Below are 21,493 nucleotides of genomic sequence, written 5' to 3' on the forward strand. Positions count from 1 at the left end.
TCTTAAAAACAAAAAACCACAACATTGCTGTTGTGGTTTTTTTATGCATTTTTTTAAATCTGTTACTTTACAAAATCTTTTGCTTTTTCCAATGCCTCTTTAATTCCGTCAGCATTTTTTCCTCCTGCTGTCGCAAAGAAGGGTTGGCCGCCGCCGCCGCCCTGGATGTATTTTCCAAGTTCACGGACAACTTGCCCCGCGTTCAGATTTCTTTCTGCTACTAATTCTTTAGAAATATAGCATGTCAGCATTGGTTTTCCTTCTTCGGCAGTAGCCAAAACAAGGAAAAGATTAGTCCCAAGATTTCCTAATTCATACGCCAAATCTTTAGCGCCTTCCGGATTCAGGTCAACTTGTTTTGCTAAAAATTTCAGACCGTTGATTTCTTCAATCTCAGAAACCAATTCTCCTTTAAGATTTTTTGCTTTTTCTTTCAGCAATGCTTCTACCTGTTTTTTCAGTTTTGCATTTTCTTCCTGTAAAGAAACAACCGCTTTTAATGAATCTTGTGGATTTTTCAACGCTTCTTTAATTTCCTTCAAAGCATTTTCCTGAGAAGCGAAAAATTCTTTTGCACCTTCATTTGTAATGGCTTCAATACGTCGGATTCCGGCTGCAACAGCTCCTTCGCTTGTAATTTTAAAATACCAGATATCAGCCGTATTTCTAACGTGGATTCCTCCACAAAGTTCCATACTGTCTCCAAATTTTATGGCACGAACCGTATCACCGTATTTCTCTCCAAACAAAGCCATAGCACCTTCTTCAATGGCCTGCTTGAACGGAATATTTCTTCTTTCAATCAACGGCAACTGTTCCTGGATTTTTGCATTTACAAAAGTTTCCACTTCTTTTAATTCTTCGTCCGTAACTTTTGCAAAATGAGAAAAGTCAAAACGAAGATAGTTAGGTGCTACCAATGAACCTTTTTGCTCTACGTGTGTTCCTAAAACATGTCTTAGGGCCTGGTGTAACAAATGGGTTGCCGAGTGATTACTTGCAGATTCGCTTCGTAATTTTGTATTGACCAATGCCATGAATTTCCCTTCCGGATTTTCAGGAAGTTCTTTTGCAAAATGCAAGATCAGGTTATTTTCTTTTTTAGTATCGATAATCTCGATGGCCTGGTTTGGCGTATATAAAGTTCCTTTATCACCTACCTGACCTCCGCCTTCCGGATAAAATGGAGTAGCATCTAAAACGATCTGGTAAAGTTTACCGTCTTTTTTAGAATCTACTTTTCTATATCTTGTAATTCTTACTTCTTTTTCTACTTCGTCATATCCGACAAAAGTTTCAACATTTCCGTCCACTAAAATTGTCCAGTCATCTGTTGAAGTTTCTGATGCGGCACGAGAACGATCTTTCTGCTTTTGCAATTCGACATCGAACTCTTTTTCGTTATATGACATTCCTTTTTCCTTCAGGATCAATGCTGTCAAATCTTTAGGGAAACCAAAAGTATCATACAGTTCAAAAGCTTTTGCTCCTGAAACTTCATTTCCTTTTGTTTCTTTGACAACATTTTCAAGCAGTTGCAAACCTTGATCCAGCGTTCGTAAGAAAGAAGCCTCTTCTTCCTTGATTACATTGGTAACCAAATTCTGCTGTGTCTTGATTTCCGGGAAAAATTCACCCATCTGGTTCGCCAAAACAGCAACCAATTTATAGATAAACGGTTCTTTGGTATTCAAGAACGTAAAGCCATAACGGATAGCGCGGCGCAAAATTCTTCTGATAACATAACCGGCACCCGTATTTGAAGGCAATTGCCCGTCAGCAATAGCAAAAGCTACGGCACGAACGTGATCCACAACAACACGGATTGCAATATTGGTTTTGTTTTGTTCTTCGCTTATATCTTTAACATCGTTTGAAGTATATTTTTTGCCGGTGATTGCTTCAACTTCACGAATCAGCGGTGTAAACACATCCGTATCATAATTTGACTGTACACCTTGCAAAGCCATACACAAACGCTCAAATCCCATTCCGGTATCAACATGCTGAGCCGGTAGTTTTTCAAGAGAACCATCTGCCTTACGGTTGAATTCCATAAAAACGTTATTCCAGATCTCCACTACCTGAGGATGGTCGTTATTGACCAGGCTCTTTCCTGAAACCTGTGCTTTTTCCTCTTCACTACGCAAATCAACATGGATTTCTGAACACGGTCCGCATGGTCCCTGTTCTCCCATTTCCCAGAAATTATCTTTTTTATTTCCAAGGATGATACGGTCTTCATCAATCAATGTTTTCCAGATATCCCAGGCTTCCTGATCAAATGGTACATTTTCAGCCGGGTTGCCCTCAAAAACAGAAACGTATAGGTTTTCTTTTGGTATTTTATAGACTTCTGTCAGCAATTGCCAGGCCCAATTGATCGCTTCTTTTTTGAAATAATCGCCAAAGCTCCAGTTCCCCAACATTTCAAACATGGTGTGGTGGTAGGTATCAAAACCTACATCTTCCAAATCGTTGTGCTTTCCGGAAACACGAAGACATTTTTGGGTATCGGCAATTCTTTTGCTTTTTGGCGTGGCGTTACCTAAAAAATATTCCTTGAACTGGGCCATCCCAGAATTATTAAACATCAAGGTTGGATCGTCTTTAAGTACGATAGGCGCCGAAGGCACGATTAAATGCCCGCGTTCTTCAAAAAATTGTAAAAATTGCTTTCTGATATCCTGTGATTTCATCTGAAATATAAATTTATGGTCTTGGAGTAAATTGCTTTATTCTAAAAATAATAAGGCGAACCTATGAAACATTTATTAAATTTGTTCGTCTAACATTGTAATCGCTTATAAATCGTATTAGCTCTTTTTTGGCAAGTAAATTGTAACTAGTTACACTAAAAGTTACAATGTTGTAACTAAAAAGTGCAAAAGTAGCATATTTTAAAATATGAAAAAGGTAAAATATTATTACGATACCGAAAATTTAGCTTACCGGAAAATCAAACCAAAAAAGGGACAAAAACTAGGCGTAATTGCCTTATTTTTATTAGCTTCGGCATTGTTCGGTTTTTTGTGTTTCGTAATATTAATCAATACGCCGTTCTTTGAAACTCCTAAGGACCGACTTCAGGCCCGTGAGATTGAAAACATGAAAATCAATTATGCGATCCTGAATAAAAAAATGGACCAGGTGGATGAAGTTTTGGAAAATGTAGCCGAGCGTGACAACAATCTGTATCGGGTTTATTTCAACTCCTCTCCTATTCCTGAGGAACAACGAAAAGCTGGATTTGGCGGTGTAAACCGATATAAAGCCCTTGAAGGTTATAATAATTCCGAACTGGTTGTGAGCACAACAAAGCGTGTGGATATTATTTCCAAAGAATTGGTTATCCAATCCAAATCTTTAGATGAAATCCTGAAACTGGCAAAAGAAAAAGAAAAGCTACTGACAGCTATTCCTGCCATTCAGCCAGTCAAGAATGAGCAATTGAAACAAATGGCATCCGGATACGGATATCGAAGTGACCCATTTACAAAAATCAGGAAATTCCACGCCGGAATGGACTTTTCTGCCAAAACAGGAACTCCAATTTATGCCACAGGTGACGGTGTAGTAGAACGAGCTGACAACACGGCGTCAGGTTATGGGAACCATATTGTAATTCGGCACGGATTTGGATATGAAACATTATACGGTCACTTGAGCAAATACAAGGTAAAAGCCGGACAACGAGTAAAAAGAGGTGACATAATAGGCTATGTAGGAAGTACAGGACGCTCTGAAGCGCCACATTTGCATTATGAAGTCCATAAAAACGGGGAAGTCGTAAACCCTTTGAATTATTATTACGGCAATATTTCGGCAGCAGAGTTTGCAGCCATATCAAAATTAGCTAACCAAGAAAACCAATCTTTAGATTAATGCATTTAAACTTATCGCCAGACAAAAGATATTACAGCATTGGCGAATTAGCCAAGGCCTTTGACGTGAATGCTTCGCTCATCCGTTTTTGGGATAAGGAATTCGACATCCTGAAACCAAAAAAGAACGCGAAAGGCAATCGTATGTTTACACCTGAAGATGTGAAAAATCTCCAGCTGATCTATCATTTGGTCAAAGAACGCGGCTTTACACTTGATGGCGCCAAAACGCATTTAAAAGAAGGCCAGAAAAAGACGTTGGATAAATTTGAAATCGTCAGCAAACTGGAGTCTATAAAAGCCCAGCTAACGAGCATTAAAAATGAATTATAGCATACGCTTAAAAAGAAAACAAATCAATAAATAATAAACTCTAAAAACAAAAGCAAAATGAGAAAATGGTTAATACCTCTGGGAATTATTGTTGTACTGGTAGTCATTATCGGATTCTGGGTTGTTGGAATTAAAAACACAGCATTGAAACACAATCAGGCTGTTTCAAAAGAATGGGGAAATGTTGAGACTACTTACCAAAGAAGAAATGACCTTATCGGTAATTTAGTAAATACCGTAAAAGGAGCTGCTGATTTTGAAAAAGGAACCTTGACTGCTGTTGTTGAAGCTCGTGCAAAAGCGACCGCTATGACAATTGATCCAAGTAATGTTACTCCGGAGCAAATGGCACAATTCCAACAAGCACAATCTAACGTGTCTTCAAGTCTTTCAAGATTGTTAGTTTCTGTTGAAGCGTATCCGCAATTGAAAGCAAACGAAAATTTCTTGAAATTACAGGATGAACTGGCTAGCACAGAAAACCAAATCCTTACGGCAAGAACTCGTTTTAACGAGCAGGTTCAAATTTACAATGGTTATGTACTTAGCTTTCCAAACAGCATGTTCTTAGGCGGTTCATATCCTGAAAAACCATACTTTAAATCAGTTGAAGGTGCTGAAAAACCTGTGGAAGTAAAATTCTAAAAACTCGAATCAATGTCAAAAGTTGAAGATTTCCTTAGTCCGGAAGAAGAAAATGAAATCGTGCAGGCCATTTCGCAGGCAGAAAGAAATACTTCGGGAGAAATAAGGGTGCACATTGAAGATCATACTGAAAAACCTCCGCTCGAAAGAGCCCAGGAGGTTTTTAATTTTTTAGGTATGGACAACACGAGCATGCGCAATGGCGTATTGTTTTACGTAGGCGTTTCAGACCATGCATTTGCAATTATTGGAGACGAAGGTATCCATAAAGTGGTTGAAGATGATTTCTGGGATTGCACAAAAGACACTGTCATTTCTCATTTCAAGGAAAACAAATACAAAGAAGGTCTTGTTTCCGGAATCTTAAAAGCCGGCGAACGACTGAAACAGTATTTCCCGTTTGAAAAGGATGACACTAATGAATTACCTAACGAAATATCTAAAGGATAAATGAAACTTTTCGCAACAAAAAACGCTTTCCTGCTATCCTTTCTTCTGTTATTTCTGGCTCAGACCGGATATGCTCAATTTGATATTCCGAAAAAACCTAGTTTTCAGACCAGCGTGTATGATTATGCCAATATCCTTGGTTCTGATAAAGCAAAGCTGGAAGAAAAACTGATTCGTTATTCTGATTCTACCTCTACGCAGATTGTAGTCGTTACTGTTCCTACCATAAATGGTGAAGACATTGGTCTTTTAGCTCCAAAATGGGGCCATGCCTGGGGCGTAGGACAAGAAAAAGAAGACAATGGTGTTTTTATCTTATTAGCTGTAAAAGAGAGAAAAATATGGATTGCTCCCGGATATGGTGTTGAAGAAAGGTTAACTGCCGGAATCAACGGCGAACTAATACGTAACGTCATAATTCCAGAGTTTAAAACAGGTAACTATTATCAAGGTTTAGACAAGGGTGCTGATGCTATATTTGACGTACTGAAAGGAAAATATAAAGGAACACGAAAAGGTTCTAACGGGGAATCAAACTCTGGTGGCCTTGTCGTTTTCATCATTATTTTTATCGTTATTCTTATTATTATTTCCAAAAACAAGAATAACAGAAACGGCGGAAATCGCGGAGGCGGTATAGACCTATCTGACATCATTATTTTAAGCAGCCTGGGACGCGGATTCGGAGGAGGTTCTTCTTCCGGTGGCGGATTTGGCGGCGGTGGCGGTGGTGGCTTCGGCGGAGGTTTTGGCGGCGGCGGCTTTAGTGGCGGCGGTGCCGGAGGAAGCTGGTAAAAATATCACAATAAAAAAGACTGCTGTTTAGCAGTCTTTTCTTTTTTATATAAACATCGTTTCAAAAGTCTGCCTTTCAGCCTTAGTTCCTTAGCACCTCTCTTCGTAAACTATTTTTAATATACTAATGTTTGAATTGCATGAGCAGGAATTGTAACTTCTGATTCTGAATCGCCTACAAACAATTTATACTTTATTTCGCCATCCGATTGGTTCATGACTACGGTTACCATTTCTCCATTTGTATTTAAGAATGTTGTGCTCAATAATTGGCTTCTGCTCGCCGCTGTGCTTATCCTTTTGGCTTCAGGACGGATAAACTTTGAAAAATGACCTATGTAGTAATATGACGGCGTATAAATCAATTTTTGGGCTGTCAAATCACCGTGGATTGGTGCAAAGCAGAAATTAGACACATGGTTAGGTCCGCCTTTTTCATCAAGAAGGATGTTCCAGTCTGTCCAGGCTACTGTTCCGTTGTTGAAATCATTAATCATATTGATTCCGTAGCGTTCTGCATTAGCCCAAAACTGATAACGTGCCGGGTTAAATGCTTCGATGCAACCTTCAGTAAACATCAGTTTTTTATCAGGAAAAGAATCGGCTACCAATTTTACATTATCAAACATCGGTTTTCCGCCATTCCATGTTTCATACCAGTGGAAACCCATTCCCCAGGCATATTTTGCAGCTTCAGGATCAGAATAGATTGTATTAGCCCGCTGTACCATCAAATCTCTGTTATGATCCCAGACTACTATTTTTTTGTTTTCCAGTCCGTTTTTTTCCATCGTAGGGCCTAAGTATTTTTTCAAGAAATCTCTTTCTTCTTCGGCAGTAAAAATACAGGATTCCCATGTTTGGGTTGCCATCGGTTCATTTTGTACCGTAATTCCCCAAATCGGAATACCTTCTTTTTCATACGTCTGAATGAATTTCACATAATAATTAGCCCAAGGCTGATAAAATTCAGGAGCCAATTTTCCGCCTTTCAGCATACTTTTGGTGTCTTTCATAAAAGCCGGAGGGCTCCATGGACTTGCATACAAAGTCATTTCTTTGCCAGCCGTTTTTAATGCTTCTTTAATGAGCGGAATTCTGAATTTTTTATCGTGATCGATTGAAAATGATTTTAGTTCTTTATCATTTTCATTCACATAGGTATAACTCGCGCTGCTAAAATCGGAACTATGGATTGTGGTACGGATTAAAGAATAGCCAATACCTTTTTCCTTGCTATAATAGGCTTCCAGAAATTCTTTTTGCTGTTCTTTTGAAAGTTTGGCAAAAACCTCAGCACTCGCGTCGGTAATTGCCCCACCAATTCCCATGAAGGTTTGGAATTGTTTTTTAGGATTTACGAAAACCGAGACTTCGTTCTCTAAAGGCTGTTTTGCTGGCTTAAATCCAAGACTAGCTGTTGCGGCAAGCCTTAAATCTGTGTTTTCTGCCGTGGTAAACACCTTGATTTTTTTTCCGCTTGTTGTGAATGGCTTGTTTTTAGAATCCTGTGCGAATCCGGAGAAACAAGCCATTACTAACAATGCGCTTACTACATTTTTTTTCATTTGAATATTTAATTTGGTTTGCTAATTTACCAAATAGAATATTAAATCTTCTTAAAATGAGTGTTCTTAAAAATTAAAACTGTCTCCTCCTTTTTTCTTTCCGCCAAATTTTTCAATCTTATAAGTAAGTGAAAACATAGCATATCTTTTCAACACGGTGTTCTGTATATCCTGAATCGATTCAGGGTTAATGTATCTGACAGCACTCTGGTTTTGGTTTAGTACATCATATACTTTAACTTTGAATAGCCACTTATCGTCCATAAAGCTATAACCCAAACTTGTATTCAAAAGGTAAAAATCCTTTTTATAACCGTCTGAAATATTAGAATTGTATGTATAACCGAAATCATTTCCGAAAACAAGATGTTTTGGCCAACGACTTGTAGTCTGTACTTTGAAATTATGGGTAAAGTTAGACGAGCTACCTACAGAATAATTTTCATAATTGGTCTTATTCCAATTATAAGAATAGGACGGCTCTATGGTTAGCAGTTCTCCATAATCCCATGCCATTCTCACTTCAGGAGACAAGCCCAATTCTCTTGCTTCATATAAGGCATTATTGGTCAATCCTTTGTTTAGGTTATAGTTGGCATTCATTCCTATATCAAACCTAAAAGTATGCTGCTCTTTCTTTATAGCCTTGCTCCAGTTCACTCCACCATAGCTATTATAGGTATCATTTATATTTTGATAATCAGCTCTGTTGATTAAGTCAATCGGATTAAAAACTCTTGAAAAAACAATCTGTTGTTCGTAATAATTAAACCCTGCATATAGATAAAATCCTGACTTGGTTGCATAATCATAATTGTTATAATTCAGGTGAAAACTATGATTCTTTGACGGATTCAGGTCTGGATTTCCAGAAATCTGGAACAATGGATTTGTCAAATCAACTACAGGAAGTATCTGTGCCGCTGTTGGTAATTGTACGTCAAAATTATAATACATATAAAGCGATTTTGACTTTGACAGTCTGTAATTGAACCAGGCATTTGCTGACGGATACATATACTTTTTATCTATCAGACTAGTCGTTCCATTATATAGTGAGGTATTTTCCATACTGATCACTTTTGTACCAAGAGTCATCCCTCCAGAATACTTATTTTTTCTTACATTAAAGGAAGCACTAGGATTAAATGTCCTTGTTTTTGACATAAGACCATACGACAACAAGTTGTTAAATTCAGAATACTGACCTGACATTGCATTTTGGTCGAATGTTGATTTGGTATTGTCATAATCTTTCCATTCATACGAACCTCTAATGGTTATGCTCAACGAATCTGTTATTGGTTCTGAATATCCAATTCGAGTGTAGTACGTATTGTCTTTTTCATCATCATATACTCTCTGACGACGGATGTCTTCAGTCCTGCTAGGATCCTGGAAGAAATACGTTTCTGAATTTGTTATATTGTCTCTATCGTTACTCTTATTTGTGTTATTAAAAGTGAAACCAAAATTTCTTCCTTTCCTCTTGAATCTTTTATTAAGGTATAGCTCATTTCCGAAAGTAGAAGAAGCATTACTCGATTGTGACGAATTGGTGCTTTCGTTTACCAATCCTAAATCATTTGTAGAAGACTGTTCTGAAAAGTTTTTCGACTCCGAATTGTTTTTCACCAGACTTGGACGAACCGACAATGTCAACGATGGATTGATCTTGTATTCAAATTCCATATTAAAATTATGCCCGTCACTTGTTCTTCTTGTCTTACCCGTTGATTCAGTAATAAAAGAACTGTTTGTTCCGTCTTCTGATGTCAGGAAGTTTTCTGTCCGGCTACGCGTATCGTTATCTGTTTTGGAGTTTGTATAAAAATAACTTCCATTTGGCTCCAGTTTTTTGAACCATTCATCGGCAAAATTAAGTCCAACCATGCTGGATTGTGTGATTCCTTCATTTGCTCCGCCAAAACTCATACCGTCAATACCAAAAGAACCATTGCTATTGCTATAATAATTCCGTCCTCCGCCCATGGCATCAAAAATCTCATCCATAGAAAATCCTACGGAATTGATGTTATTAGATGAAGCGAGAATACTTATTTTCTGTTTATCCTTGAAATAATTCACCAAAGCACTGGATTCGTACCGTTTGTCTGTTCCATAACCTCCTGTAAATTTCCCGAATAGTCCTTTATTCTTGTCTTCCTGTATTGTAATGTTGATACTTTTATTATCTGAACTTGCCGCATCACCGGACAGTTTTTCTTCCTTTGTTTTCGTATCTGAAACCTGAATCTTATCAATAATTTCAGATGGAAGGTTTTTTATAGCTACTTTACCATCTTTCCCAAAAAACGATTTTCCGTTTACGAGGATTTCGTTTACTTCTTTTCCGTTTACTTTTATTTTTCCGTCTTTATCTATTTCAACTCCCGGCAACTGCTTTAGCAAAGCCTCCACGTTAGAATCAGGGCGTACTTTAAAAGAAGAAGCATTGAATTCAAGTGTATCATTTTTGATTCGGACAGGCGGTGCTTCGCTTACAATAACTACCTCTCCAAGATTTGTAACTGCATCTGAAACAAAGATTTCTCCCAGATCAAGATCAGACGTCAGTTTAGGAAATTCTTTTTGCCAGGTCTGGTATCCTAACGAAGCTACTTTTACAACAAAAGGCTGGTTTAATTTTTTCACTGTGATAGAAAAGTTTCCATTTTTGTTTGAAATGGTATAATCTACTACGGTTGAGTCTTTCACGGAAGTAATGTAGATTGTAGCCGATTCGATAGGCAGATTTACTTCTTTGCTGATTGCTTTTCCTTTAATGGTAAATGAATTTTGTCCAAATGCTGCGCACGATACTAGGACAATGAGAACTTGGAGGATGGTTCTTAGCATTAAGTGTACTTTTAGTTTAGTTAGTTTTGGTTTGTAAGAAAATAAAACTGCGAATTACAACTTTTATTGTCAAAAGAAATAATTTCTTACAGAATTTTTAACAAATTGTCAAAAAAACCAAAAACAGGCAAACATGTCAATAAAATGCTTATGTAATCTTCCTGAAAATAAGAAAAGGGAACTGCGTTTACAATCCCTTTTATGTTTCTGACTTAAAAGCTCCTTTGTACTACACTAAAGGATAGAATTCATATTCAGACTTAAATTCTACCTTTTTGTGTAGCATCCGTTAAATTTTCAATACTTAATTTTAAAAAGTGATTGGTTCAGTTAATCCGCAAGCACTATGCCTTCATTTTTAAAGAAACAGAACATACGCATTAAATTATTAATCTTATTTGCCTTATATTTTTTTGGTTCGATCGGAATTGCTCTTATCTATATTTTTAACATTGAAAACAATATTATTTTTCATTCTATTCTCTTCTTGTTAGTTATATTCATTAACAGGCAATCAATGGAATTCTATGAGCAAAAAAATAAATTCAATGTTCTATTTTTCTCAATACTTCCTTTTATTATTTATGTAGTGCTAATCTTATTATTAGGAAATAACTATTTTTTACAATACAAGCTATTAATTATACCTCCAATATTTTTAAGTTTTTATCAAATGTCAAAAATTGTTAGAATAGGCAAATAACTAAAACAGGGTTATCCTTCATTTGGATAACCCTGTTTCTTTTGAATATAACTGTCTGAGCAAACATATGCATGTCTGCATAGTGAACTAAATCATTGCTATTATTTCTCTCTGATATAAATATCAATTGGCACACCTGAAAAGTCCCAGTTTTCACGGATTTTGTTTTCGAGAAAACGCTTGTATGGTTCTTTCACATATTGCGGCAGGTTAGCAAAAAACACAAACTGTGGAGTTAGAGTTGGCAACTGCATACAGTATTTGATTTTCACATACTTACCTTTTAGGGCAGGCGGCGGATAGTTTTCGATAATTTTCAACATATGGTCGTTGAATTTCGATGTAGCGATTCGCTGCTTTCTGCTTTCGAATACTTTTACTGTTTCTTCCAGCGCTTTTAGCAAACGCTGCTTGGTCAAAGCCGAAGTAAAAATGATTGGCACATCTGTAAAAGGCATTAATTCCTTACGGATTTTTGCTTCGTATTCTTTGGTTGACATGGTGTCTTTTTCAACTAAATCCCATTTGTTAACCAGAATAACGACTCCTTTTCTGTTTTTCTCAGCCAGCCAGAAAATATTCTGATCCTGTCCTTCAAATCCACGTGTTGCATCAATTATAAGGATACAGACGTCAGAGTGCTCTATGGCACGCACAGAACGCATTACAGAATAAAATTCAAGGTCTTCTTTTACTTTTGCCTTACGACGGATACCAGCCGTATCGACAAGGTTGAATTCAAAACCAAAACGGTCGAATTTGGTATCGATAGCATCACGGGTAGTTCCCGCAATATCGGTTACAATATATCTTTCTTTTCCAATCAGGGCGTTGATAAAACTAGACTTACCTGCATTTGGACGTCCTACAACTGCAAAACGAGGCAATTCCAGTTCTTCTTTTGTTGGCTCTGGCTTTTCAGGAAAAGCGTCAATCAGGGCATCTAACAATTCACCTGTTCCACTTCCGGAAATACTGGCAAATGTGTAATAATCTCCCAAACCTAAATTATAGAATTCGACAGCATCTTTTTCACGCATGGCATTGTCAACCTTATTCACCGCCAATAAAACCGGTTTGGTGACTTTACGCAATAATTTTGCAACTGCATCATCCATTGGCGTGATGCCTTCTTCTACGTCTACGACAAAGATGATAACATCGGCTTCATCAATAGCTAACTCCACCTGTTTTCTGATTTCGCCTTCAAAAACGTCATCAGAACCACGAACGTAACCACCCGTGTCAATTACCGAAAATTCTTTTCCATTCCATTCACTTTTTCCGTAATTTCTGTCACGGGTTACACCCGATACTGAATCTACGATAGCTTCTCTTCTTTGAATCAACCTATTAAAAAGTGTTGACTTTCCTACATTTGGCCTTCCGACAATGGCAACGATATTGTTCATACTATTCTTAAAATATTGCGCAAAGGTACGGTTTTTGTTTCAAGTAAAAAGCGTAAAGTTCAAGCGTTGTCGTTTTGGTAGTCTTTCTGACTTTAAATCTTTAACGACAATTTAGCATTTTTATCAAAATAAAAATAATCGTTTTACTGTTATAGGGTTTATTATGGAACTTGACAACAACATACAGCTTCGTCCCAAATTTGAGCAATTTTCACCAAAAACAATTGGTGAGATAAAATCTACGTTTGAAAAAGTAAAAACTTTTGAAGCGGAAGATTTTAAGCTGCAAAACGCCGGCAACCATATCTGGATTGGCGTGGGATTGTTTAGAAGGGAATTCTGGTCACCTTCACTGCACATTGAGCTTGATTCTTATGAAGATGGCAGGACTTATGTAAAAGGAATTTTTGGGCCTGACCCTTTTTTATGGTTTATTTTCCTGGCAATGCATTTTATCGTAGGCGGATTGTTTATCGTTTTCGGGATTATCGCTTACTCCAAATGGACACTTTCGCAGCCTTACGATTTCGACATATTTGTAATGTCGGTCCTTTCTATCATTTGGCTCCTACTCTATTTTGTAGCTCGTATGAATAGAAAAAAAGGAGCTGCCCAAATGCGGGAGCTCTTTTCCTTAGCCAATAAAATCATTGCCTGATTATTTGTTGTTATAGCCGAATCTTCTTAATTGGTAAGCATTGCTTCTCCAATCTTTATTGACTTTTACAAAAAGTTCGATATGGATTTGCTTTCCGAAGAATTTTTCGAGGTCTTCACGAGATTGAACACCTACTTTTTTCAATGCCAGTCCTTTATGCCCGATGATGATTCCTTTTTGCGTATCGCGTTCTACCATAATAACAGAACGGATGCGGATGATATTTTCATCTTCTATAAACTCTTCCGTTTCAATTTCTACAGAATATGGAATTTCCTTTTCGTAGTTGATCAGGATTTTTTCACGGATAATTTCATTCACAAAAAAACGTTCCGGTTTGTCTGTCAAGGCATCTTTAGGATAAAATGGTGGTGATTCCGGCAAAAGTTCTATAATTCTGGCGAATACTTCTTTGACGTTGAAATTTTCCAGCGCAGAAATCGGATATATTTCAGCATTTGGAACTTTTTCTTTCCAAAGCGCGATTTGTTCTTCCAGTTGTTCCTGATTTGACTTGTCGATTTTGTTTAAAAGCAGCAATACGGGAATTTTAGCATGAATGATCTTATTGAAGAAAGATTCATCTTTTAGTTCTTTTTCTCCAACCTCGACCATATAGATCAGTACATCAGCATCTTCAAAGGCCAATTTAACGAAATCCATCATGGAAGACTGCAATTCGTAGGCAGGTTTGATGATTCCCGGCGTATCTGAAAGCACGACCTGAAAATCTTCCCCATTCACAATTCCCAAAATCCTATGGCGTGTGGTCTGCGCTTTTGATGTAATGATAGACAAACGTTCGCCTACAAATGCATTCATCAGCGTAGATTTACCTACATTCGGATTTCCAATAATATTTACAAAACCTGCTTTATGTGACATTTCAAAATTAATTTATGCTGCAAAGGTAGTCATAACAGCTCAATAGAAGAAATAAAACATTTTTCGTAAAAAAGCTTGTTATTTAAGATAATCGTTGTAAATTTGCACCCGAAACATCGCGGGATAGAGCAGTAGGTAGCTCGTCGGGCTCATAACCCGAAGGTCACTGGTTCGAGTCCAGTTCCCGCTACTAAGATTTATTGGAACTCCAATAAGAAAGACATACTGAGAATACAAACGCACATCGCGGGATAGAGCAGTAGGTAGCTCGTCGGGCTCATAACCCGAAGGTCACTGGTTCGAGTCCAGTTCCCGCTACAAGGAAAAGCTTCAGAGAAATCTGGAGCTTTTTTTGTTTAATTTACCTTTGCCTAAACCCTATTTCGCAAATCCAAAAAAACCTTTACGCAGCTTTCCACAAAAAACTCTTCGGAGAGCCGGGATCATTTTTATACAAATCAATAAAATCATTTTAGTTAATCATTTATTAATCCATTAAGAAAGTCATCTGTATTACTATAAATTCGCCTCATCAATTCGCACGAAATAAGCTATGTTTTAAAAATTGCATAATAGCCTAAAACAAATCTTAAAAACAACTTTTACATTAAAAAATTGATGTATACTACACTTTTAAACATTGCGATTTTTCAAGGAATGGTCTTAGGCTTGCTTATTTTAAAGTCTTCGTTATTCAATAGCAATTCAAATAAATACCTGGCCTACTTACTATTTACACTTTCAATTCTTTTACTGAATTATGTTTTTGAGATTGAAGGCACCTATACACCCTATCCTTTCCTACACTTTATTGACGATGTTGAGTGGGCGCTTTTATTACCTGTTTTCATGTTTCTGTTTATTATAAACCGGATTGATGATACTGTAAAAAACAAGCAAAAAATTTATTTGTGTTTTATTCCATTTACCTATTCTGCGATCTTTCATATCACATGCGATCTTGATAGTATTGCAGGAATTTATACTATTCCTGAGTCAGCTACCTTTCTAATCCAAATACTTGGTCTGATTCATTTTATTTTAGTTGTTATATTCATCCCTTCCTTGCTGATTTACTCTTGTTTTATGATAAGACATTTAAAAGATTCACAGGAAAAAAAATGGGTAATTACCATATCAACCCTCGTTTCTTTCTTGTTATTCTCCTGGCTTATTACCGCGCTAACCGGCATATTTCTCAACTATGACATTTCTTCTACTATGCGTGCCGTGGCTTTATTTGGAACTTTCATAATTCATTGGACAGCTTATATGGGCATTTACAAATACAGATTGGCCAAAAACAAAGATGCCATCCATAATTTCCTGAATAAAGATTTAGCTATTTCGTATAGCAATTTGCAAATTGTAGAAAATAGCACACCTACAACAGAAGAATATAGGGAATCTATCACGGCAGATAATCTTTATTTCCAAAAACTAGAACTTCTTTGCAAAGAGGAGCACATTTATACTGACAGTACATTAAACAGAGAAAAAGTCGCTGAAAGCCTCGGCATAAGCGCGGGATATGTTTCACAGATTGTAAACACGATAACAGGAGACAACTTTGCCAATTATATAAACAACTATCGGGTTGAAGCCGTCAAGGAAATGATTTCAAATTCTGAATATGAAAACTACAATTTACTGGCTATGGGATTAGAATCCGGGTTTACTTCAAAAACGACTTTTTACAAAGCCTTTAAAAAAGTTACGGGTCAGACACCCAATGAGTACAAAAACACCAGTAAATAGGTGCCATTTTATACATTTTTAAGCTTTTGAAACCTTTGCTATTTTTTCTTATGTGAATTTTGGACCTGAATAATTCAAATCACTTTTTATGAAAAAAATTTTATTACTAGCTGTTGTTGCAGTTTTAGGAGTTACAAATGTTAATGCACAAAAAATTAAATTTGGAGCTAAAGGAGGTCTAAACTTCGCATCTATTAGCGGAGATAATACCAAAGAGATTGATCCTGTAACAGCATTTAATTTTGGTCTTTTATCAGAAATTCCCATTTCAGATAAATTTTCTTTTCAACCTGAAGTAATGTTTTCTGGTCAGGGATATAGTTTCAAGGATAAGGATAATCTAGTTGCCTTAAATTATCTGAACGTTCCTTTAATGGGAAAATATTATATAACAAAAGGATTGAGTATTGAAGCCGGACCGCAACTAGGTTTTTTACTTTCTGCGAAAGATGAGAAGAAAGATGTAAAAGACTCGTTTAAAACTTTTGATTTTGGCGTTAATTTTGGCTTGGGCTATAAGCTTGAAAACGGAATTAATTTTGGTGTACGATATAACCTGGGATTAACTGACATTAATAATTTGGATAATTATTCCGGTAAAAATAAAAACGGAGTACTTCAAGTGTCTGTTGGTTATTTCTTTTTCTAGTAGCCTTACAACAAATCTCCAATAAACTGGTTAGCTATTTTAATGCTTCCCATTATTAAACAGGCAAAGTGATTTAATCATTTTGCCTGTTTTTGTTTTTCTTATACCTTTTTATGCTTTGCGTCTCTGCTTCTTTGCGTGAAAATAATTGCTCGCAATGGCGCAGATACGCAAAGTCCATTTGAGAGAATTGTTGTGCTACGCATATTCACACTTATTCTTACGGGCTTAATGCTCCTCAACAAAACGTGGTTTAGCAGCCTTTCTTCCAAAAAAGATCATGATAACGATCATCAGCATCACGAAGTAAAATGAGCTTTGCCAGGACGTATCCCAATCGTGCAGCATTCCAAAAACAGGCGGGCCGAAAGCTGCAATTAGATAGCCTACCGATTGTGCTTTTCCAGAAACTTTAATCGTACCGTCCATTGTTTTGCTTTTGAGTGAGAAAAACAGGATGGAAAGACTGAATGTCCAACCACTTGCCGTTCCGATAAGGACAGCCGCCAAATAAATATATTGGGTTTTGAACAGGGCTATCAGGCTTATTCCGACAAACATTAAAATACCGGCACCATAAATCATTTGTTTCTGGTCTTTCATTTTGCTGGCAATAATAGGACTGATAAACATTATTGGCAGCATCGATAATTGGATAACCAAAAGCACCAATCCGGTTTCTTCTTTTTCCATTCCATAATCAACCAATACGATTGGCAATAAAGCCACTAAGCAATAGTACACCAATGACTGAATCCCCATAAAGACACTAATGTTCCAGGCTTGTTTGGAACGGAATATATTGAATTCGTTTTTAGTTGTTTGTGTGGCAGGTTTCTTTACAGAGGTGCGTTTACTTGAAAAAGCCTCTATGCCTACTGCAAAAAGAGCCAGCAACGTCCATATTATCCAAATACCCAAAGAACCTTTCCAGCCTAAATTTGTCCATTTTCCAACAGCGATGCTAAAACCCGACGCTAATGCGGCCACCAAATTCATCGCTACCGAAAACACGCCGGTCATGATTCCGATTTTTTCTGGAAACCGATTTTTTATATAGGCTGGTGTCGTTACATTACCGATACAAATTCCCAAGCCAATCAGAAATGAGCCGATGTATAACATCGGTACGTTTCCATAAACCCTAAGATAGAGTCCCATGATCAGGAAAATAAGCGAATAAATCAAACTGTAATGTATATTGGCTTTAACCGCAATTTTGCTTACCAAAACGGAACAGCTGGCAAATACAATCAACGGAATGGACGTCAGTAGACTTCCTTGCAGATTATTCAGATGCAATACGGCTATTATTTCGCTTAATACAGGACTGACAGCAGTAATAGGCGAACGCAGGCCGCCGCCAATCAGTATAATCACTATTACACTGAGCAGCGACAAACTAATTTTATTTTTCATTTCAATTTATACGTATTTATTCGACTTCAAAAATGGCCTGGATTGAAACAGAAGAACCTACGGGTAGTGAATTGGCTCCTGATGTGTTTCGCGTATGCTTGCCTTTATCTCCAAATATTTCAACAGTAAGATCTGAAGCAGGATTCATAAGTTCTGCATGTTTGGTATAGGTGTCTGGCGTATTGAATATGCCAATCAGTTGTACGCATCTTTTTACGCGATTTAAATCTCCTCCAACAGCATCTTTTAGTATCGCCAGAACATTCAGCATTGTTACTGTGGTAGCTTCTTTTACTTGTTCTTCTGTGACATTTATTCCCACTTTACCTGGATTGACTATTTTTCCATTTTTCAGAGCTACCTGATTGATAAATATCAGATTTCCGGAACGTGCATAAAGCTCATAATTCCCAACCGGTTTAGGAAGTGATGGCAACACAATATTCTTATCCTTTAAAATCTGATTGACATCAATTTTGTTTTCTGTCACCTCAGCCTTATTTACATTTTTGGCCTTTTCGTCTCCTCTAAGGGCATAAGCTACTTTTGCAAAGTTTTTACCTTGCACTTCTGCCAGATAGCGTTCACTTTTGGACGGTCTTTCAACCGTATTTAATGAAGCAAGGCTTGTGGTTCCTAAAACAGAATTTCCTTGCGGAATGGTCTTGTCAATATTTTCATAACCGCTAATGCCGTTAGGTACCAAAACCATTCCGTGAACAGCCAGACTGTTCCAAAACGACTGTAAAGCCAGCTCTTTTCCTGCTCCGCTTCCTGCCGACATAAAAACCGTAGCCGGTTTGCCTTCCAAAGCGTGGCTTGTCCATAAACCGATTGTTTTTGACAAAAACTCACTCATTCCCGTACTGATGTTGCCGAAATATACAGGCGATCCAAAAGCAATGCCGTCATAGTTAGCCAATTCGTCGACTGTAGCTACAGGAATATTTTTAAGTTTGGGATTATCAGATGCCTTTACCTGTTTGATGGTTGCCTGAACATTTTGTCCGCTTTCAATTCCTTTGGCTATTTCTTTTGCCAACTCGTAAGTTCCGCCATTATCAGAATAAATGAGAACTAAAACCTTTGCCGTTTGTTTCTGTGCCATAGCTGTATTTATTATGAATAGTACTAAAATCCCTATCAGGAAAGAATACGATTTTTTCATTTTTTCTTATGTATTAAATTCAATAACAAAGTTAATAATGGCATTTTTATTAAATTTGCCATAAAGTATATGCAAAACGACAATATAAAATGTGGACTGACTGAAAAAAGCAGAGGCCGATATGTAGATGATGTATCGACTGATGCTTATGTTTGGTATGAAAAAAACTGGCAACATGATGAGTATGAGCATGCCCATCAGCGTTATCAGCTGACCTATGTGGAAGATGGCTATCAGTATTTTCACATAGGGCAAAAAACCTACCTCGTTCCTCAAAACCATGTTATTTGGATACCATCAGGTAAAGAGCACCGCACAACTTCCGATGCCAAGACGGTCAATTTGATGATTGTCCTGTTTAAATCAGTGCCAGAGCATGAATTCTATGAGCATATACATGTTTTCGCAGCTCCATCTGTATTAAAGGAAATGCTTTTGTATGCCGAAAAATGGAACCAGTTTCTAAATGAGGATGAAGAACAGACACTTTTTTTGAAAGCCATGCTAAGCAGCCTGCCTTATTTTTGTAATGAGAATGAGTTTTTACAAATTCCGGTTCCTGCCGACAATCGTCTGCTGCCCGTTTGTAATTATATCAATGCCAATTATGGATATAATTTTGATATTGACGTATTTACTGACATAGCAAAAATGTCCGTGCGCAGCCTGCAACGTATCTTTAAGCAGGAAACAGGAATCACGGTACAAAAATACATGCAGTTAATCCGTATATTGAAAAGTATAGAGCTGATTGATACCAAACAATATACATTAAGCCAGATTGCTCTTATGGTTGGCTATAAAAGTTTGCCGGCTTTTACTTCTTCCTATTATGCTATAATGAAAACAAAACCCAGGCTAAAAAAGTAATGTTTTTATTCCAGCCACAGATTTAAAGGATTGCCCAGATTTAAAGTTTCTAGAAGCATGAAAAATTAGACTTCAATGATTTCTGTGTATAAACTTTGCGGCTCTGCGCCTTAGCGAGCAACTATTTCACGCAAAGGCGCAGAGCCGCAAAGTAAGAAAGGGAATTTGTTTTTGAGGTAAAGTTTCAGGTAATCAATTATTCTTTTATAATAATAACTTCTCCATCTCTTAGAGTTTTAAACAGCCATTTATTATCGATACATCTTTGCACTTCTTCCGACATAGCGGCCGATTCAAAATGATCTGATTTGTAGTGCGGTAAAATACCATGATTAAAATAGCCCAAACCTTCATAAATAGGATCTTTAATTCGCTCATAAGGAAATTGAGTCGGGTCGTCTACTTTTTCAATATATTTCAGTGAATCGCATAAGACACAAATACCGGCACTGTAACCTCCATATAAAAAATCATTACGTTGGCGTAGTTTTTCGAAAATTGCGTCAAATCCGCTTAATCGCATAGCCTGCCGCAAAATAAAAGTATTACCTCCAGACACCCATATTCCATCAAGTTCTGCAATCTTTTTATCCAAAGCTTCTTCCCTATTAAAATAGTCTTTTAAATCTAAATGTTCATTTTTAAATCCTAAGCCTTGCAGGAAAGCCATGTCTCTTTCCAAATCTACTTTTCTTCTTACTTCATCTGCGCCTTGCCAATCCGTAGCATTAGTAATATGTCCGATTTTTGCTCCATGGGGCAATAATTCAGAAAGTTGATCCGATTCATTTCCAAACTGAAATGAAGACAAATATAAATTCATAGTCGTTTTATGGTAATTTTAATTCTTCTGTAAATTTATAAAAAAACAAGGCCGTATTTTCATCGATAGAAAATACGGCCTCACCATATTAAACAATTAAATTCACACCGGTTCTGCTTTAAAACCTGTTTTTTTGATAATATCCAACATTTGTTCTTCGGTAATTCCTTCTGTTTTTACAGTTAGAATTTTATCTTTATTGTCAGTATCCACATTCCATTCATTAACACCTTCTGCTTTATCTAAATGTGGTTTTACAGAAGCAACGCAGCCACCGCAATTAATATTGGTCTTGAATTGAAATTTTTTATTTTCCATTTTATTGATCGTTTGTAATTAGAATTAATTATTGCAACATCCTGTAGCGCAATCTGATTCGCTATTGCTGTTTTCTGGAGAGACACTATAGCCTGCTTTTTCAATAGCATTTACAATTTCACTTTTAGTAGTATCAGACGCAACAGTAACCGTTATTTTGCCTGCTTCCACATTTTGAATCTGAACGCCTTCAATATCTTTTACCGCATTGTTAACTCTTACCTGACAATGCGCGCTTTGCATATCAGGTATATTGATTATCATCTGTTTCATTTTATTTAATTTTTATAATACAA

At 36.9% G+C, this 21,493-nt stretch carries 19 protein-coding genes and 2 tRNA genes; 11 read left to right on the forward strand and 10 right to left on the reverse strand.

Features of this window, described 5'->3' with window-relative positions; all coding sequences use genetic code 11:
* Positions 1-62 precede the first annotated feature (62 nt).
* A complete protein-coding gene (gene alaS / locus ABH942_RS05930; RefSeq protein ID WP_370030099.1) occupies positions 63-2,699 on the reverse strand; it encodes an alanine--tRNA ligase in 2,637 nt (878 codons plus the stop codon).
* 208 nt (positions 2,700-2,907) lie between these two features.
* Between alaS and ABH942_RS05935 the strand changes: the two genes are divergently transcribed.
* Genes ABH942_RS05935 through ABH942_RS05955 form a run of 5 tightly spaced genes read left to right on the forward strand, consistent with a single transcriptional unit; the run spans position 2,908 to position 6,107 of the window.
* Positions 2,908-3,885: a M23 family metallopeptidase gene (locus ABH942_RS05935; RefSeq protein WP_370030101.1), complete on the forward strand. Its 978-nt coding sequence runs from the start codon at positions 2,908-2,910 to the stop codon at positions 3,883-3,885.
* Positions 3,885-4,217, forward strand: a complete 333-nt coding sequence (locus tag ABH942_RS05940; RefSeq protein WP_370030104.1) for a MerR family transcriptional regulator — start codon at positions 3,885-3,887, stop codon at positions 4,215-4,217. The genes ABH942_RS05935 and ABH942_RS05940 overlap by 1 nt, the downstream gene beginning before the upstream one ends.
* A 57-nt stretch (positions 4,218-4,274) precedes the next feature.
* Positions 4,275-4,862 (forward strand): LemA family protein, encoded by a 588-nt coding sequence (locus tag ABH942_RS05945; RefSeq protein WP_370030106.1) that lies wholly within the window; start codon positions 4,275-4,277, stop codon positions 4,860-4,862.
* A 12-nt stretch (positions 4,863-4,874) separates the two neighbouring features.
* A complete protein-coding gene (locus tag ABH942_RS05950) occupies positions 4,875-5,312 on the forward strand; it encodes a TPM domain-containing protein (RefSeq protein WP_370030108.1) in 438 nt (145 codons plus the stop codon).
* The gene (locus ABH942_RS05955; protein WP_370030110.1) at positions 5,313-6,107 is read left to right on the forward strand and encodes a YgcG family protein; all 795 of its coding nucleotides are present in this window, start codon (positions 5,313-5,315) and stop codon (positions 6,105-6,107) included.
* A 116-nt stretch (positions 6,108-6,223) separates the two neighbouring features.
* Here ABH942_RS05955 and ABH942_RS05960 read toward each other — a convergent pair whose 3' ends face one another.
* The 3 genes from ABH942_RS05960 to der all read right to left on the reverse strand — a co-directional run bounded on the left by ABH942_RS05960 (position 6,224) and on the right by der (position 12,649).
* Entirely contained in the window at positions 6,224-7,675 is a 1,452-nt protein-coding gene (locus ABH942_RS05960; protein WP_370030111.1) for a glycoside hydrolase family 30 beta sandwich domain-containing protein, read from the reverse strand.
* 66 nt (positions 7,676-7,741) lie between these two features.
* Positions 7,742-10,534, reverse strand: a complete 2,793-nt coding sequence (locus tag ABH942_RS05965) for an outer membrane beta-barrel protein (RefSeq protein ID WP_370030113.1) — start codon at positions 10,532-10,534, stop codon at positions 7,742-7,744.
* Between the two features lie 804 nt (positions 10,535-11,338).
* Positions 11,339-12,649, reverse strand: coding sequence for a ribosome biogenesis GTPase Der (der, locus tag ABH942_RS05970; RefSeq protein WP_370030115.1), 1,311 nt, complete (start codon positions 12,647-12,649; stop codon positions 11,339-11,341).
* Positions 12,650-12,812: 163 nt separating this feature from the next.
* On the opposite strand from der, the gene ABH942_RS05975 reads away from it, so the two are divergent.
* Positions 12,813-13,307, forward strand: coding sequence for a hypothetical protein (locus ABH942_RS05975; protein ID WP_370030117.1), 495 nt, complete (start codon positions 12,813-12,815; stop codon positions 13,305-13,307).
* Here the strand turns inward: ABH942_RS05975 and era are convergent, their stop codons facing one another.
* The gene (era, locus tag ABH942_RS05980) at positions 13,308-14,192 is read right to left on the reverse strand and encodes a GTPase Era (protein ID WP_370030120.1); all 885 of its coding nucleotides are present in this window, start codon (positions 14,190-14,192) and stop codon (positions 13,308-13,310) included.
* Between the two features lie 117 nt (positions 14,193-14,309).
* Between era and ABH942_RS05985 the strand changes: the two genes are divergently transcribed.
* The 4 genes from ABH942_RS05985 to ABH942_RS06000 all read left to right on the forward strand — a co-directional run bounded on the left by ABH942_RS05985 (position 14,310) and on the right by ABH942_RS06000 (position 16,599).
* Positions 14,310-14,382 (forward strand) — tRNA-Met (locus ABH942_RS05985).
* Between the two features lie 55 nt (positions 14,383-14,437).
* Positions 14,438-14,510, forward strand: a tRNA-Met gene (locus ABH942_RS05990).
* Positions 14,511-14,810: 300 nt separating this feature from the next.
* Positions 14,811-15,950 (forward strand): helix-turn-helix domain-containing protein, encoded by a 1,140-nt coding sequence (locus ABH942_RS05995; protein WP_370030122.1) that lies wholly within the window; start codon positions 14,811-14,813, stop codon positions 15,948-15,950.
* Positions 15,951-16,038: 88 nt separating this feature from the next.
* Positions 16,039-16,599: a porin family protein gene (locus tag ABH942_RS06000; RefSeq protein WP_370030124.1), complete on the forward strand. Its 561-nt coding sequence runs from the start codon at positions 16,039-16,041 to the stop codon at positions 16,597-16,599.
* 228 nt (positions 16,600-16,827) lie between these two features.
* Here ABH942_RS06000 and ABH942_RS06005 read toward each other — a convergent pair whose 3' ends face one another.
* Both ABH942_RS06005 and ABH942_RS06010 read right to left on the reverse strand, forming a co-directional pair.
* Positions 16,828-18,018, reverse strand: a complete 1,191-nt coding sequence (locus tag ABH942_RS06005) for a CynX/NimT family MFS transporter (protein ID WP_370030126.1) — start codon at positions 18,016-18,018, stop codon at positions 16,828-16,830.
* A 16-nt stretch (positions 18,019-18,034) separates the two neighbouring features.
* Positions 18,035-19,186, reverse strand: a complete 1,152-nt coding sequence (locus tag ABH942_RS06010) for an Atu1372/SO_1960 family protein (protein ID WP_370030128.1) — start codon at positions 19,184-19,186, stop codon at positions 18,035-18,037.
* Between the two features lie 69 nt (positions 19,187-19,255).
* Between ABH942_RS06010 and ABH942_RS06015 the strand changes: the two genes are divergently transcribed.
* The gene (locus ABH942_RS06015) at positions 19,256-20,056 is read left to right on the forward strand and encodes a helix-turn-helix domain-containing protein (protein ID WP_370030130.1); all 801 of its coding nucleotides are present in this window, start codon (positions 19,256-19,258) and stop codon (positions 20,054-20,056) included.
* A 196-nt stretch (positions 20,057-20,252) separates the two neighbouring features.
* Here the strand turns inward: ABH942_RS06015 and ABH942_RS06020 are convergent, their stop codons facing one another.
* The 3 genes from ABH942_RS06020 to ABH942_RS06030 all read right to left on the reverse strand — a co-directional run bounded on the left by ABH942_RS06020 (position 20,253) and on the right by ABH942_RS06030 (position 21,470).
* Positions 20,253-20,879 (reverse strand): Type 1 glutamine amidotransferase-like domain-containing protein, encoded by a 627-nt coding sequence (locus ABH942_RS06020; protein WP_370030132.1) that lies wholly within the window; start codon positions 20,877-20,879, stop codon positions 20,253-20,255.
* 102 nt (positions 20,880-20,981) lie between these two features.
* Positions 20,982-21,197 (reverse strand): heavy-metal-associated domain-containing protein, encoded by a 216-nt coding sequence (locus tag ABH942_RS06025; RefSeq protein WP_370030134.1) that lies wholly within the window; start codon positions 21,195-21,197, stop codon positions 20,982-20,984.
* A gap of 24 nt (positions 21,198-21,221) precedes the next feature.
* The gene (locus ABH942_RS06030; RefSeq protein WP_370030136.1) at positions 21,222-21,470 is read right to left on the reverse strand and encodes a heavy-metal-associated domain-containing protein; all 249 of its coding nucleotides are present in this window, start codon (positions 21,468-21,470) and stop codon (positions 21,222-21,224) included.
* Positions 21,471-21,493: the final 23 nt, after the last annotated feature.

Source organism: Flavobacterium sp. 28YEA47A (genome assembly GCF_041262125.1).
Taxonomy (GTDB): domain Bacteria; phylum Bacteroidota; class Bacteroidia; order Flavobacteriales; family Flavobacteriaceae; genus Flavobacterium.